This window comes from Alterinioella nitratireducens, assembly GCF_013155465.1.
Classification (GTDB): Bacteria; Pseudomonadota; Alphaproteobacteria; order Rhodobacterales; family Rhodobacteraceae; genus Alterinioella; species Alterinioella nitratireducens.
Genome location: NZ_JABJVX010000029.1, coordinates 1 through 13,464 on the forward strand (window position 1 = coordinate 1; position 13,464 = coordinate 13,464).

At 60.4% G+C, this 13,464-nt stretch carries 12 protein-coding genes and 1 pseudogene; 6 read left to right on the top strand and 7 right to left on the bottom strand.

Annotation, left to right across the window (positions count from 1 at the left end; translation table 11 throughout):
- Window positions 1-26: 26 nt before the first annotated feature.
- The 4 genes from HNS34_RS19910 to HNS34_RS19925 form a co-directional block, all read right to left on the bottom strand.
- Window positions 27-593, bottom strand: coding sequence for a TetR/AcrR family transcriptional regulator (locus HNS34_RS19910; RefSeq protein WP_235952831.1), 567 nt, complete (start codon window positions 591-593; stop codon window positions 27-29).
- A gap of 261 nt (window positions 594-854) precedes the next feature.
- Window positions 855-2,462 carry a DHA2 family efflux MFS transporter permease subunit gene (locus tag HNS34_RS19915; protein WP_172321836.1) on the bottom strand — a complete coding sequence of 536 codons (1,608 nt, stop codon included), beginning with the start codon at window positions 2,460-2,462 and terminating at the stop codon, window positions 855-857.
- A complete protein-coding gene (locus HNS34_RS19920; RefSeq protein WP_143524454.1) occupies window positions 2,449-3,648 on the bottom strand; it encodes an HlyD family secretion protein in 1,200 nt (399 codons plus the stop codon). The genes HNS34_RS19915 and HNS34_RS19920 overlap by 14 nt, the downstream gene beginning before the upstream one ends.
- Window positions 3,645-4,088 carry a MarR family transcriptional regulator gene (locus HNS34_RS19925; protein WP_076367426.1) on the bottom strand — a complete coding sequence of 148 codons (444 nt, stop codon included), beginning with the start codon at window positions 4,086-4,088 and terminating at the stop codon, window positions 3,645-3,647. The genes HNS34_RS19920 and HNS34_RS19925 overlap by 4 nt, the downstream gene beginning before the upstream one ends.
- A gap of 64 nt (window positions 4,089-4,152) precedes the next feature.
- Between HNS34_RS19925 and HNS34_RS19930 the strand changes: the two genes are divergently transcribed.
- The gene (locus HNS34_RS19930; RefSeq protein ID WP_076367398.1) at window positions 4,153-4,620 is read left to right on the top strand and encodes a universal stress protein; all 468 of its coding nucleotides are present in this window, start codon (window positions 4,153-4,155) and stop codon (window positions 4,618-4,620) included.
- A gap of 234 nt (window positions 4,621-4,854) precedes the next feature.
- Here the strand turns inward: HNS34_RS19930 and HNS34_RS19935 are convergent, their stop codons facing one another.
- Window positions 4,855-5,922 (bottom strand): hypothetical protein, encoded by a 1,068-nt coding sequence (locus tag HNS34_RS19935; RefSeq protein ID WP_076367400.1) that lies wholly within the window; start codon window positions 5,920-5,922, stop codon window positions 4,855-4,857.
- Between the two features lie 226 nt (window positions 5,923-6,148).
- Between HNS34_RS19935 and HNS34_RS19940 the strand changes: the two genes are divergently transcribed.
- Window positions 6,149-7,033 carry a recombinase family protein gene (locus HNS34_RS19940; RefSeq protein WP_172321837.1) on the top strand — a complete coding sequence of 295 codons (885 nt, stop codon included), beginning with the start codon at window positions 6,149-6,151 and terminating at the stop codon, window positions 7,031-7,033.
- 78 nt (window positions 7,034-7,111) lie between these two features.
- Here the strand turns inward: HNS34_RS19940 and HNS34_RS19945 are convergent, their stop codons facing one another.
- Together HNS34_RS19945 and HNS34_RS19950 are read right to left on the bottom strand one after the other, a co-directional pair.
- Window positions 7,112-7,507, bottom strand: a complete 396-nt coding sequence (locus HNS34_RS19945) for a PIN domain-containing protein (protein WP_172321838.1) — start codon at window positions 7,505-7,507, stop codon at window positions 7,112-7,114.
- Entirely contained in the window at window positions 7,497-7,724 is a 228-nt protein-coding gene (locus HNS34_RS19950; protein ID WP_024811658.1) for an AbrB/MazE/SpoVT family DNA-binding domain-containing protein, read from the bottom strand. Before HNS34_RS19950 ends, HNS34_RS19945 begins: the two co-directional genes overlap by 11 nt.
- Before the next feature lie 228 nt (window positions 7,725-7,952).
- Between HNS34_RS19950 and repA the strand changes: the two genes are divergently transcribed.
- From repA to HNS34_RS19970, 4 genes and pseudogenes are all read left to right on the top strand, one after another.
- On the top strand, window positions 7,953-9,137 hold the full coding sequence (repA, locus tag HNS34_RS19955; protein WP_172321839.1) for a plasmid partitioning protein RepA: 1,185 nt from the start codon (window positions 7,953-7,955) through the stop codon (window positions 9,135-9,137).
- Window positions 9,137-10,129 carry a plasmid partitioning protein RepB gene (gene repB, locus HNS34_RS19960; RefSeq protein ID WP_172321840.1) on the top strand — a complete coding sequence of 331 codons (993 nt, stop codon included), beginning with the start codon at window positions 9,137-9,139 and terminating at the stop codon, window positions 10,127-10,129. The genes repA and repB overlap by 1 nt, the downstream gene beginning before the upstream one ends.
- 182 nt (window positions 10,130-10,311) lie before the next feature.
- Window positions 10,312-11,523, top strand: coding sequence for a plasmid replication protein RepC (gene repC / locus HNS34_RS19965; protein WP_172321842.1), 1,212 nt, complete (start codon window positions 10,312-10,314; stop codon window positions 11,521-11,523).
- Window positions 11,524-11,701: 178 nt separating this feature from the next.
- A pseudogene (locus tag HNS34_RS19970) lies at window positions 11,702-13,402 on the top strand (ParB/RepB/Spo0J family partition protein); the annotation flags it as partial.
- Between the last annotated feature and the right edge of the window lie 62 nt (window positions 13,403-13,464).

The following is a 13,464-nucleotide window of genomic DNA, read 5'->3' on the forward strand; positions in this document are numbered from 1 at the left end:
CTCGCTTCGCTATGCGAAGGCTCCGCTCAGCCCGCGCTACCGGCGGGAGTTACACCAACTGTTGGGACACTGCTCAATCGAGGCATGATGACGCCTGACACGGAAAGGTGAATCAACTGTCCGGCAGCGCTTAGATGGTCTTCTACGTTGAGGGCTTTCGCGTCATGAAGAGCGTGCAAGACTTGGCCGACATGCCTTGTGGCCAGCTTCGGCCCGGCCTTCATGTATATTTCGCCGGCCTCGGGCAAAACTGAAACCGCGCCGATGCACGCACGCAGTAGCCGAATATAGTCGTCGTCAAGCACAAGGTTGATCAAGCGCCGTGAAAGCTCTTCGAGGATGGCCCGCGGGTCCAGGTCTTTGGGAAGGGGCCGAGAGATTGCCGCCGAGAGCCTGGCGCATTCCGTGTCCACAACGATGAGAAACAGTCGTTCCTTGCTTGGGCTATGCGCATAGAGCGTCGCTTTGGACACGTTGGCTTCCTCTGCAATCGCATCGACGCTTGCCCCTTCGAAGCCACATCGCAGGAAAATGGTCCGGGCACCCCTGAGCACGTCATCGGCTTTGCTGTTCCTCATGCTCACCATCTCCATCAACTTTGGCGTTTTTGTACAGTCAGACAAAGCAGGGTCAATTTTGTGGAAACTACAAGTAACGCAACAAATGCCGTTCCGTTTGGGACCGAAAAACGTGCCTACGTTTGATCCTCTCGAAAGCCTCCCTCCACGACGGCGCAGTTTTTTGACGTTCAGGCGGTGGCACTGCTCAAGCCGGTCATCGTAACGACCACAAACACGTAACCTAAGAGGAACTCGTTCGTGCAATCATCGGGATTGGGACAGAGGCGCAAGGCCCTACTGAACAGGATGCCGGGCCTCGCGTGCTGCAGGCGACGCTCCCGCATCCGCGGCTTCAGTCAGCCGTACAGTCGCGTAGTGCAAGATGGCAGTTGGGATAAGTGCAATCAGGAAGATCAGCGTGACCACAATAAATCCGTCACGAAAGGCCAAGGTATTGGCTTGGATCACGACGGTCTGGCCAAGGAATTGCGCGGCAGTCGCAAAAATCTGAGTGTCCGGCAGCCCCGCGCCCCGCAAGATCCCGCTCACCTCCCGAAGGAATGTCATCGTTGCGAGATTATCGCTGGTTTGCGTGGCGGCCAGAGCGTCCGCATGCAACATCGTACGTCGTTCCATGAGCACCGCCAGAAGATTGACGCCGAAGGCGCCCCCGAGCTGGCGCACAAAATTTATTGCCCCCGACCCCTGCCCGATCAGATCGCGAGGAAGAGTTTTCAATGGGCCTGCAGAAATCGCGGGAAACACGAAACCAAGACCGATCCGCGACAGGATCGTCCACCAGGCCAAGGTCCAAAAGCTTGTGTTGATCTCGACCACCGACGACAACCAGGAGGACCAGGCGAATATCGCCATGCCGACTCCGATCAACAGTGCGGCTGGGACCTTGTCCGACAACCGTCCCGCCAGCGGAAAGACCAGCACCAGCACGAACCCTGATGGCATGAGCAGCAGCCCCGCCTGCGTCGGCGTGAACCCCTGGATCGTCTGCACGAACAACGGCACAAGATAGGTGGAACCGAAAAGGCCTGCCCCCATGATGAAGGATACCACAGAGGCTGCGGCGAAGGGCACGTTGCGGAACAGCCGCAAGTCCAGCATCGGCTTTGACGTATGCAACTCCCACATCACGAAGCCGGTCGCAGCCGCTGTCGCAATCGCGAACTGAATCAGGATCGGATCGGACCCCCAGCCCAGCCGCTGCGCGTTGGTAAGCGCATTGAGCAACGAGGCGAGAAAGACTGCAAGCAGTCCGAGACCAGTCCAATCGAAACCTGGCCGTGGCCCGGTATTGTCCCGGCGCGGCACAAACAGATTGGCAAGCGCCATGGCCATGATCCCGGGGGGAAGCCCGAGGTAGAAAACCCAGCGCCAGTCGAACGCGTCGATCAGCAAGCCGCCGATCCAGGGCCCCAGTGCAGGTGCCAGTACCACCCCGATGCCAAAGATACCCATTGCTGCGCCGCGCTTTTCAGGGGGAAAGACACGAAACAGCAAGATCATGCTCAGTGGTTGGACCACACCTGCCGCCGCGCCCTGTACGACGCGCGCAAGCGTCAGAACACCTTCGTTGGGCGCGATCCCTCCAAGGACCGATCCCACGATGAAAACCGTAAGCGCCACGTTGAGTGATAGGCGCAGACCGAAAGCACGGTCCGCCCAATCCCCAAGCAGCATGGTCGCCGTCATCGCCGCAAGAAAGCCGGTCGAAAGCCATTGCGCCTGAACCGCACTGATCCCGAAGGCGCCCATCACATCAGGGATGGCGACATTCACGATCGTCGTGGACAGAACGACTGAAATCGTTGCGATCATGACGGTTGCGGTCGCATAGGCTCGATAGGCCGGACCGTATTTCTCGAAAAGCGCGTCAGTCTGCGACATCGATACTCAACACTACCATTAAGCCGGGTGGCAGAACCTCACCTTCTGTCTCGATTGACACTCGGATTGGCACCCGTTGGGTGACCTTGGTGAAATTGCCGCTTGGGTTGGGGCTTGGAAGCAAGGCAAACTGGCTTGTGGCGGCACCCCCGATCCGCTCCACCACGCCGTGAAAGGTACGGCCGGGATAGGCATCGACCGTGATCGAGACGGGCGCTCCGATGCGGATCCTACGCAAGTCCGTTTCTTTAACATTCGCGTCCACCCAGACCTCATCCGGGCGATGATAAATGAGCAGCCGCGTGCCCGGGGTCACATATTCACCCTCGTCCACGAAGGACGCATCCACCACCCCGTCAAAAGAAGCCAATACCCCTCTGTTTCGCAGATCGATCAGCCGCTGCGCCCGCTCTGCCTCAAGGCCTGTCCGTTCTGCCACAATCCGCGTTATCTGGTGCTCAATGACCGCGATTTGTGCGGCTTCAGACTCCACAGTGCCCAGATTGGCCCGGGCGGCCACAATCGCTGCGGCCGTCGCAAGTTCCTGCTGACGCGCCACGTCCAGTCTGCTTTGGGCGTCCTCCGCGCTCTGAGTAGTTGCGATCTGTCGGCTTTCCAGTTCAGCGATCCTGTCGAAATGGCTTTGTGCGTTTCGCAACTCCGACTCACTTGCAGTATGGTTTGCCTCGGCTGCGGCTATTTGGGCTCGGGCGGCGGCACGGCGGCTTTCAACCTGCGTTCGGATCATATCCTGCTGCGCGCGCAATTGCGCGACCTGCGCGCCAAGCGCTTCTATCCGCGCCTCTGTGCCTTCCACGACAAGTTCTGCCTGATCCGTGTCTATAGACACCAGCACATCCCCCGCCGCAACACGCGTGCCCGTCGTCACCGCAATCGCTTCGACCTCGCCGCTGACCTCGCTCGAAACGGTGACAAGGCTGGCAGCAATTCGCGCATCGTCGATCGAGACCTGTGACCACCGCCCGCCGAGCCAGCGCCCGCCGAAGACCACAAGCGCTATAATCATCAGAATGAGAATGCCAAGGCGCAGCGGTTTGAAACGACGGCGGGCAGGTGCAGGGTCCGAGGGCTGGGATGGCGCCGCTGCTGCAGCTTCCTGAGTTAACTCAACGAGCTTGGGCTTAAGTGCATCGCTATCCGTGCAAATATCGCGGGGCTTGTTCACTCGGTTTGCTCCAGACGTTCGGCAATCAATGTAAGGACGCGGAGCGCTGTCGAAAGGTCTTCCGCAACCACCCCGGCAAGAAGCTCACTCCGCGTTGCATCGGTGATTTTGCGGATCTCGTTCAGAATAGGCACTGCGGTAGTTGTCACGCGGACGCGCTTGACCCGGCGGTCGTCCGGGCAAGGCTGCCGCTCGATCAGGCCCTGTCCTTCAAGCCCGTCGAGAAGGCGCACCAAAGTCGGTCCCTCGACCCCGAGCGTTGTGGCAAGCTCGCGCTGGGTCAGGCCGTCCGCCCGCGACAGTTCCAGTAGCGCCATCCAGCGCGCCTGCGTCAGCCCCATGGTCCGCAGGCGCGAATCCAATCGGGTCCGCCAACGCCTGGCAACTTTTCCCAATTCGACGGCAAATTCTGCTTCTTTAGAAGTCAACTTTGTTTGCATCCTAATAGATAGGATGCTACCTATAAATCTAGGTAGATAGAATATCAACTCGGAAATTCGTGAGATGTATCGCACAATCCTTCTGGCCTACGATGGCACGACCGAAGGACGGCTGGCGCTGCGCGAAGGTGCTCGGCTGGCCCAGATTTGTAATGCGGAGGTGGTGCTGCTGGCGGTGGTCGACATGTCCATCGGCGCATCGATGGCGGGAACTGCGGTGCCCTATGCGTCCCCCTACGACATGGACGAATACAAAAAGATCCTGGACGAAGGCGTTGCACGGCTGAAACGAATGGGGCTTTCGCCGCGTGCGCGTTTTGAAACCGGTGATCCGGCGGACCGCATCGTCACTGTCGCCAATTACGTGCAGGCCGATCTTGTCGTGGTCGGCCATCATAAATACGGGCTCCTGAGCCGCTGGCTTCATCCCTCGGTGACCGCGGCCCTCGTAGACCGATTGTCATGCAGTCTCTTGATCGCGAGGCACGAGGTTGAAGATGCCGACCTGTTCGCGGCAGGCGAGACAGGCTGAGTGTCGACCTGCTTTGATCATAGGATTTCGCGTTGCTGCTAAATCGGGTCATGCTCAATTTGTGTGGCGCCACTATGCTGAGACCGAAAAATTCAGGAGGCATAGCCGTGATCTCAAAGAACCACTGGTCGCCCGAGAACGATCTTTCGGTTCAAAGCCTTGAGCGAAGTGAAGCGGGCGGGTTACGGAGAGCACCTCTACAGTCAACAGGTGCGGCGAAATCTGCCGTAGCCTTCAGTTCGTAGTACGCCACATCCGATACCGTCCCTGCCCAGTCAGCTCACGGACTAGACCCTGCGCTTCCATCCAAGAGAGGTTGCGCTGGATGGCGGCTCGGCTCGAGCTTGTCAAAGCCTCTGCCATTGGAGCGGATACAAGGGGCCATTCGGTAAACGCGGCGCGCAAGGAGCGAGGGGTCTTGCCCGAGAGGGAGGTCATCGCGATTTCTGCCCGCGCTGACCATGCCTCGATATCGTCAAGGTGCCGCATTCCGGTCAAACATGCGGTGTCCATCCCTTCGAGCCAGCGCGCCAAACGGTCAGCAGGTGGGCCGCCAGTGCGCAGCCCCCCTGCCCCGCCCATGGCCACAGGCGCAAAGACTGCCCCCTTTTCCTCGCTGACCGCGATCCTTGCGGCGGTGACTGCCGCCTCCATTCGATCTCCCTGCTGCCCGAGACCCGCGAGGCTCCAGAGGTGAAAGCCCATGCAAGCACGGGTGATCGGGTGCAGCTCGACGGCTTGCGCCATCAGGTCCAGCCAACCGCCCGCGCGATCCGCGAAGGGCTCGGCTTCATCCGCCATGTTCGCGGGATCGCGGCGATCGAGGAAGGCGGAAAGGTCCACCTCTGGTCCTGGCCCCCCTGTCAGACGGCGCACCGCCCAACCGATACGCGCGAGTGCGGCGCTGTCGTCTTGCAGGCCAGAAATGCGCATGGATATCCAGAGCGCCAGCCGATCCGGGCCGATGCGGTCACCCACAAACCAGCTGAGGCCGGCAGCCTCGATCAGAGCAAGCCTGTGCCGCCATCCTTCCGGACCGCGCTTCAGCCGGTCATCCAGTGCGCCGACGCGACCGGCCACACGGGCAAGACGGGCGGCATGACCCGCCTCTGCTTTCCGCCAATCGTCGAGGACCTCGGCTTCACGCGGATCGGCCCGTGGTCCGGGTGGCAGATAATCCGGCTCTTCTTCCATTGGACCGGGCAGGAACCAAAGATCGTCCTCGGACGATTCCTCGACCTCTTCAGCGTCGAGGAGGAGAGCATCATATTCATCATGTAAAGCAGGCGCTTGAAGCTTCATATGTGCAAATTACTGATATTTTGCATTTTACCCAAGTGTTTTGTCAGAGTGCGCCCACGTTCCTCATATAGCACGCGCGGGGGAGGGTCGGCGAGGGCTCTCTCATCGCGCTCAGCCTATGGAAACCAAGGGCTTTCCGTTGAGCAGGGCCACAGAGAGCGCCCTTGCATCCGTTTACAAACGATCGTTTATTAGTCGTATCCGCAACTGCAAAAGGCAGGATTTGATGCCCCTGATAGGCTACGCGCGCGTTTCAACAGAGGATCAAACCCCCCTGCCCCAGTCGCAGGCCCTGAAATCTGCGGGTTGCGCCGAAATCCACGAAGAACAGGCCTCGGGCGGCAATCGCGCGCGGCCGGTGCTGGCGCGGGTGCTTGAACGGATCAGCAAGGGCGACACGCTGGTGGTCGTGCGGATTGACCGCCTCGCGCGATCCTTGTCGCATCTGCTGGAGGTGATCGAGCGGCTGGAGGCCAAGAGTGCGTTCTTTCGTTCCATTCAGGACCCGATCGACACCGGATCCCCGCAAGGCAAGTTCACGCTGCAGGTCTTGGGCGCTGCGGCCGAGTTCGAGCGCGCCCTGATCCGGGAACGCACCAAGGCCGGCCTCGCCAGCGCGCGCACAAAGGGCCGCGTGGGCGGGAACCCTGGGCTGCGTGCCAAAGACCCTGCTGCTCTTCGCAAAGTGCGGCTGGCGCGACAGGACGGCTACATGGAGCGTTTGAACGAGACGGCACAAGATTGGGTGCCCCACGTGCGCCGGTTGCGACCCGACTTGGCTTGGGAGGACGTGGTGCGCATCATCAACGGCCCCTTGCCCGAGGCGCGTCGCTGGACCCAAAGCCGCCTGCTGCGCGCTGTGAAGGCCTATGTCCGCGACGGCTTCCTGCCTACCGAGGTGCTGGCCCGCGCCGGGCGCCGCGAAACGGACGATCGCCTGCCCGCCATCGTCGCCGGCATCAAGGGCGCGGACCCCGACATCACGCTTCAGGCGATCTGCACCCGGCTGCAGGCGATGCGCGAACGCACGCCGCGCGGGCGGACAAGCTGGCAGCCTTCGTCGGTGAAGATGCTACTGGAACGGGCTGAGAGGCTGGGGCTGCTTGAGTAGCCCAGAAACCCCGCAAATCACGCACTACGTGGAAGGATTACAAGGCTATGGCCAGCACCAGACTCAGAAGTTGTCCGCTCATGCAAATGGGTTGACGATGCGAAGCTGGCCTTCGACCAGCAGGCCATCTTGCATGTCCTCGCTCCACAGCGTGGTACACCTCGCAACCAAAGCGCTGGCCACGATCATCGCGTCGTAGATCGAGAAGCCGTAGCGTTCCGCCAAAGCGCGGCCGACGTCATGGGTCTGCACGGTGAGATCTTCGACGGGACACAAGGCGCGCACACCTTCGAGAAACGCCGCTGCTTCCTCCCAACTGAGGCCAGCTTTGCGGCGGCAGTTCACCAGTGACTCGTTTAGGACCTGAACGCTGATCCGGGGCCCCTGCCCCAGGATGGCCTCTGCGCGATCGGCCTTCGGACCGTCGTCGAGCAGGTAGAGAACGACATTCGTGTCCGCGAACTCAGCGTTCATGCGTAGCGTCGCGGCTCAGACGTTCTGCTGCGGACAACTTGCCCCGGAAGCGGCGCAGGCCGGTCAGCACCTCATCCGCACGAGCAAGGCGACGGACTCTCACCCGACCGTCGTCCTTGACCAGGTCGATCTGATCACCCTCCTTGAGACCAAGCTCTCGGACGAGCTCCGCGGGCAAACGGACGGCCAGCGAGTTACCCCATTTTGCGACCTGCATCTTGACCTCCCATGCGGATATACGTTTTGTAACGTATATCCGAAAGGTTCCGAAGACAAGCCTGCCCACGAACCCAAGCCACTCTTGTGCATCACGCAGCGGCTGACACCACATTTAGAAAGAGCTTGCACGAATCTGACTCCTCCGGCAATAGTCACGGAAAAGGGCGACTAAACGCCACAATCCGTGAACACGCCCCAGCAAGAAAAAGGGGTCGCGCGAGGGCAGATGAGCAGAGCCGATACACAGGAAGACCTGAACGCCGTGATCCGTCAGCACTCCGAGTTGCTAGCGGCGCAGCTGCATTCGCAGCGTGAGAGTCTGTTCCCGCCCGACGCATCCAAGTCTATGCGCAAATTCACCTCTGGGGAAGCTGCTGCTCTGCTGGGCGTCAACGACTCATACCTCAGAAAGCTCCACCTTGATGGCAAGGGCCCGTCGCCAGAAGTTTCATCGGGGAACCGACGGCATTATTCGGCTGAAGATATCCATAACTTGCGGGTTTTGTTGGAGAAAACGGCTCGAAAGCCAGGAGACTACCTGCCCGGTCGTCGCGCCGGTGACCATCTGCAGATCATCGGCGTGATGAACTTCAAGGGTGGTTCGGGAAAGACGACCTCCTCGGCGCATCTTGCTCAACGGTTGGCCCTCAAGGGTTACCGTGTCCTGGCGATCGACCTTGATCCGCAGGCTTCACTTACGGCCTTGCATGGGGTTCAGCCGGAATTCGATCTTCTGGACGGCGGCACGCTCTACGATGCGATTCGTTATGAAGACCCGGTTCCGATCGCCGAGGTGATCCGCAAGACATACATCCCGAACCTCGACCTGATTCCTGGGAATCTCGAACTGATGGAGTTCGAGCACGAGACGCCACGGGCACTTTCTCGCGGCAACGCGGGTTTGTTCTTCTTCCGTGTGAAGGAGGCGCTGGCGCAGGTCGATGAGCAATATGACGTCGTCGTCATCGACTGTCCTCCGCAGCTCGGATTTTTGACCATGTCCGCGCTGTCGGCCGCGACAGGTGTTCTCGTGACGATCCATCCCGAGATGCTCGACGTGATGTCGATGAGCCAGTTTCTCAGAATGACGGCCGACCTGATGGACGTCATTGCCGACAGTGGGGCCGACATGTCGCATGACTGGATGCGTTATCTCTTGACCCGGTATGAGCCGACAGACGCACCGCAGAACCGTATCGTCGCCTTCTTGCGGACGATGTATGGCGACAAGGTCTTGAACGCGCCGATGCTCAAGTCGACGGCCATCTCGGATGCCGGTTTGACCAAGCAGACCCTTTACGAGGTCGAACGCAGCGCCTTCACTCGGACGACCTATGACCGAGCCATTGAAAGCCTGAATGCGGTCAACGACGAGATTACCCAGCTCATTCAGAAGACTTGGGGGCGCTGATGACCGACAGCAAGAAAAAGCGCATGTCCATGCTCGATAGTCTGGCTGCGGCGGGGACGTCCCCTGCCCCTGGTAGCATGATGTCAAGCAATCGGGCTCTGCGGTCGGCGCGTGATGCTGTCGATGCTCACCATGTCTGGGAGCTCGATCCGGTCGAGATCCAAGACGAGCGATATTCGGACCGCCTCGATCCAAAGGATGTGCACGATCTTCGCGCGTCGATTGAACAAAACGGGCAAACTGTGCCCATCCTTGTTCGGCGCCATCCGACCGACCCCAATCGGTATCTCCTCGTCTATGGACGCCGCCGTCTTGAGGCCATTCGTGCCTCCGACAAAGTGAGCAAGGTTCGCGCCCTCATAGCTAACCTGGACGATACCGCCGCACTGCGCGCTCAAGTCTCAGAAAACACTGGTAGACGTGACCTGAGCTACATCGAGCGTGCCCTCTTCGCTCAAGAACTGCTCGATAGTGGCTTTGGCTCTCAGGCACAGATTGCCGAGGTGCTGAACGTGACCCGCTCGGCGGTATCGATGTCGGTCTCTGTTGCCAAGGCGATCGGAACTGCCTTGGCCCACGCAATCGGACCGGCTCACGGCGTCGGCCGTCCCAGATGGGAAGCACTAGCGAAAGAGCTTTCCGACAGCCGGATCGATATCGACGAACTTTCCCAGGTTGCTCTTGATGTTCGTGCCAAGACCGCCGTGAGCGAACAGGCCGACGAGGATCCTAAGGTTGATCCTTCGGTGGCGGCTTTTGAAGCCGTTGCACGGCACATAAAAAAGAGTGTGAGTCCGACGCTCGGCAAGAAGCCGAGATCGAAGACTACTGCCCTTGTCATTGATGGCACGCCAGTGGGCGCGATCAAGAGATCTGGCCGGGCGCTTCGCCTGGACCTGACGGATGTGGATGATGCCTTTGCGGAGTGGCTTGATGCCCGCGCGCAGGACGTCCTCGAAGAGCTTCACGATCGCTGGAAACGCGAGACATGAAGAGAGGCAGGGCAGCAACAAAAAGGAGGCACGGTACAGGCTAAAGAAAAGGTCCCGCAAAGCTTGCGCTCCACGAGACCCCAACTTTGATCTTAGCACTTTCAAGGTAGTGGGCCAGCGCGCAAACCGCAAGTCATATGTGATTCGCGGAACAGCTTTTCTATGCCTTCGTGAATGACATCATGGATTACACACCGATTTCGCCGTTTATGCGGCCGATCTCGCACGCCCATCTGCGCGTGATCGAGCGGCCCGAGGCATCTGTTCCAGGCAAGCCCGTCAACAAGTGGGAGCTCCTCCGCGAGCTGTCAAAGGCGCAGGCCGCCTTTGGGGTTTCCGAGCGCGATCTGACCGTTCTTCAGGGACTTCTCAGCTTCTTTCCGGACGATGCGCTTGGCGGGAACACCGAAATGGTCGTCTTCCCATCCAACAAGGCGATCTGCGAGCGGCTGAACGGCATGCCTTGCTCGACGATGCGCCGTCACCTCGCCCGGTTGGTAGACGCAGGCTTGCTCATGCGGCGCGATAGCCCCAACGGGAAGCGCTATGTACGCAAGCGTGGCGAAGACCGAGTGGCCTTCGGCTTTGATCTCTCCCCGCTCTATTGCCGGGCAGAGGAGATTGCACGGGCCGCAGAGGCTGTGCGTGAGGCTGAGGACCGTGTGCGGCGACTGAGGGAGGTGGTGAGCCTCATGCGTCGCGACCTGGCCGCTCTGGCGGAGTTCGGCGAGGAGATCCAGCCCGGGCTTGGCCTATGGGACCAGCTCAGCGATACGGCCGCCCTCACAGCCCGCGCTCTTCGCCGCAAGCTTTCGCTTGAGGATCTGTCGGCATTTCGGACTGAACTGGAGACCCTTCTTGACCATGCGCGTAATGTCATTGACGGCCCTGAAACAGAAGAAATGAACACCAATGATGCCCATTTTGAGCATCACCATCATAATTCAAATAAAGAATCTATAGATTTTGAACCTGCCTTAGAAAAAGGCGGGGCGGCGGGCCGCGCGCCTGATGATGACACGGGTGAGCCTGTGGCTGACGTTGAAGAGCCTGACACGAGGCGGGTGCCGAAAATCCCACTCCACCTGGTGATCGCCGGCTGTCCCTCGCTCAAGACTTTCTATCAGGGCGACGTTCGACACTGGCACCAGCTTTTCGACGCGGCTTGTCATGTACGGCCGGCCATGGGGATCAGTGTTTCCGCTTGGGAAGAAGCGCAACGCTGCATGGGACCAGAGCAAGCCTCGATCGTCGTCGTGGCCATGCTGGAACGTTTCTCCGACATCAGATCACCGGGTGGATACTTGCGGGCGCTGACGTCCAAGGCTGCGGCCGGCGAGTTTTCCTGCGGGCCGATGGTCATGGCTTTGATCGGTCGGCGAAATGCGGCGTGATGTTCACAGCTGTGAACTCCTATCGCCTCGACCGTTCATTTGCCAAAGTTCACAGCTGTGAACTATCTCCACCGGTGCGGGAACAAAGGGTAGCGAGAGGGAAAGGAGTGTTGGTTTGAGGGTGACGGGAAGTGAGATCGGGAGAGTGGCTTCCGACGCCCGTCGTGGAGAATATCTGATGACCAAAGCTGTCCAGAAAATCACCCTGTCCCCTTCACGGGATATCCCTTTCGACAAGCTGGTGCTGAGCCAGTCCAATGTGCGGCGCATCAAGGCTGGCGTGTCTGTCGAGGAACTGGCCGAAGACATCGCTCGCCGCGGTCTGTTGCAGAGCCTAAGCGTGCGGCCCGTCTTGGCTGACGATGGGACCGAGACCGGCAAGTTCGAGATCCCGGCCGGTGGACGGCGGTTCCAAGCATTGTCCCTGCTGGTGAAGCAGAAGCGTTTGGCAAAGACCACGCCCATTCCCTGCATCGTTCGCGATGCTGCGTCCGACATCCTCGCCGAGGACGATTCCCTTGCAGAAAACATGCAGCGCGTCGCCTTGCACCCGCTCGATCAGTTCCGCGCGTTTGTGTCCCTGCGGGATAAGGGTCAGAGCGATGCAGAGATTGCTGCGGCCTTCTTCGTGACGCCGCAGGTCGTGAAGCAGCGCCTGAAACTCGCTTCCGTCGCCCCTGCCCTGCTTGAAGTCTACGCCGAGGATGGCATGACGCTGGAGCAGCTCATGGCCTTCACGGTGAACCCCGATCACGCGCGTCAGGTTCAGGTCTGGGATGTGATCCATTCATCCTGGAACAAGGAGCCATTCCAAATCCGGCGCATGCTGACCGAGACTTCGGTCCGGGCGTCCGACCGGCGCGCGGTCTTTGTGGGTGTTGAGGCCTATGAAGCGGCGGGTGGCACGATGCTGCATGACCTGTTCCGAGGCGATGACGGTGGCTGGCTCGAAGACCCTGCCCTGCTTGATCGGCTGGTGACAGAAAAACTCCAGGCCGAGGCTGAGACGATTGCCGTTGAGGGCTGGAAGTGGATCGAGGTCGCACTCGACCTGCCCTACGGCTACAGCCACGGCCTGCGGTCCCTGTCCGGTGATCCGGCACCGATGACGGATGACGAAGGCGCGGCCCATGCCAGGCTGCTGACCGAGTATCGGGCGCTGGAAGAGGAATACGCGGGTCAGGATGAAATCCCCGCCGAGATCGACGCGCGGCTTGGCGTGTTGGAAGGTGAGATGGAAAAGATCGAGACCCGGCCGTTGATCTTCGACGAGGAGGAGATCGGACGGGCAGGGGCCTTCGTCACGCTCGACCGCTACGGCGCGCTGGCAGTCTATCGCGGCTATGTGCGTCCAGCGGATGAGCCCGTTGAGGAGACCGCGGTCCAGGATGGTACTGATCCTGCGGTGGCGGGGCAGGGGGATGATCGTGATCTCACCGATGGCTATGACAGTGCCGCTCATGGCGGAACCGTAATCATGTCGGGAGGCCAGCCGATTGGCGGCGATCTGCCGGAGGATGAGGATGACGGAGCGCTGAAGCCGCTGCCCGAGCGGTTGGTCATGGAGTTGACGGCCCACCGGACGCTGGCGCTGCGTGAAGCGATCGGGCGCTCGCCCGACGTAGCGTTGACGTTGCTGCTGCTGAAGCTTGTGACGGACACCTTCCGCACCTCCTCTGCTTCGGGCAGCTGTCTCGAAGCCTCGGTGCGTCACGTCTACATGTCGGCGCAGGCGCCCGATCTGAAGGACAGCGTGGTGGCAAAGCTGGTCGACGAGCGTCACGCGGAATGGGAAGCCGATCTGCCACTTGGCGACGATGCAGCGCTCTGGGACTATCTGACGGTCCTCGATCAGGGCAGTCGGTTGGCCGCGGCGGCCTTCAGCCCCTTGTGGTCGTCGGCGATAATCAGGCGGGTGCCGCGTAGGCCGCGATCGGCGAG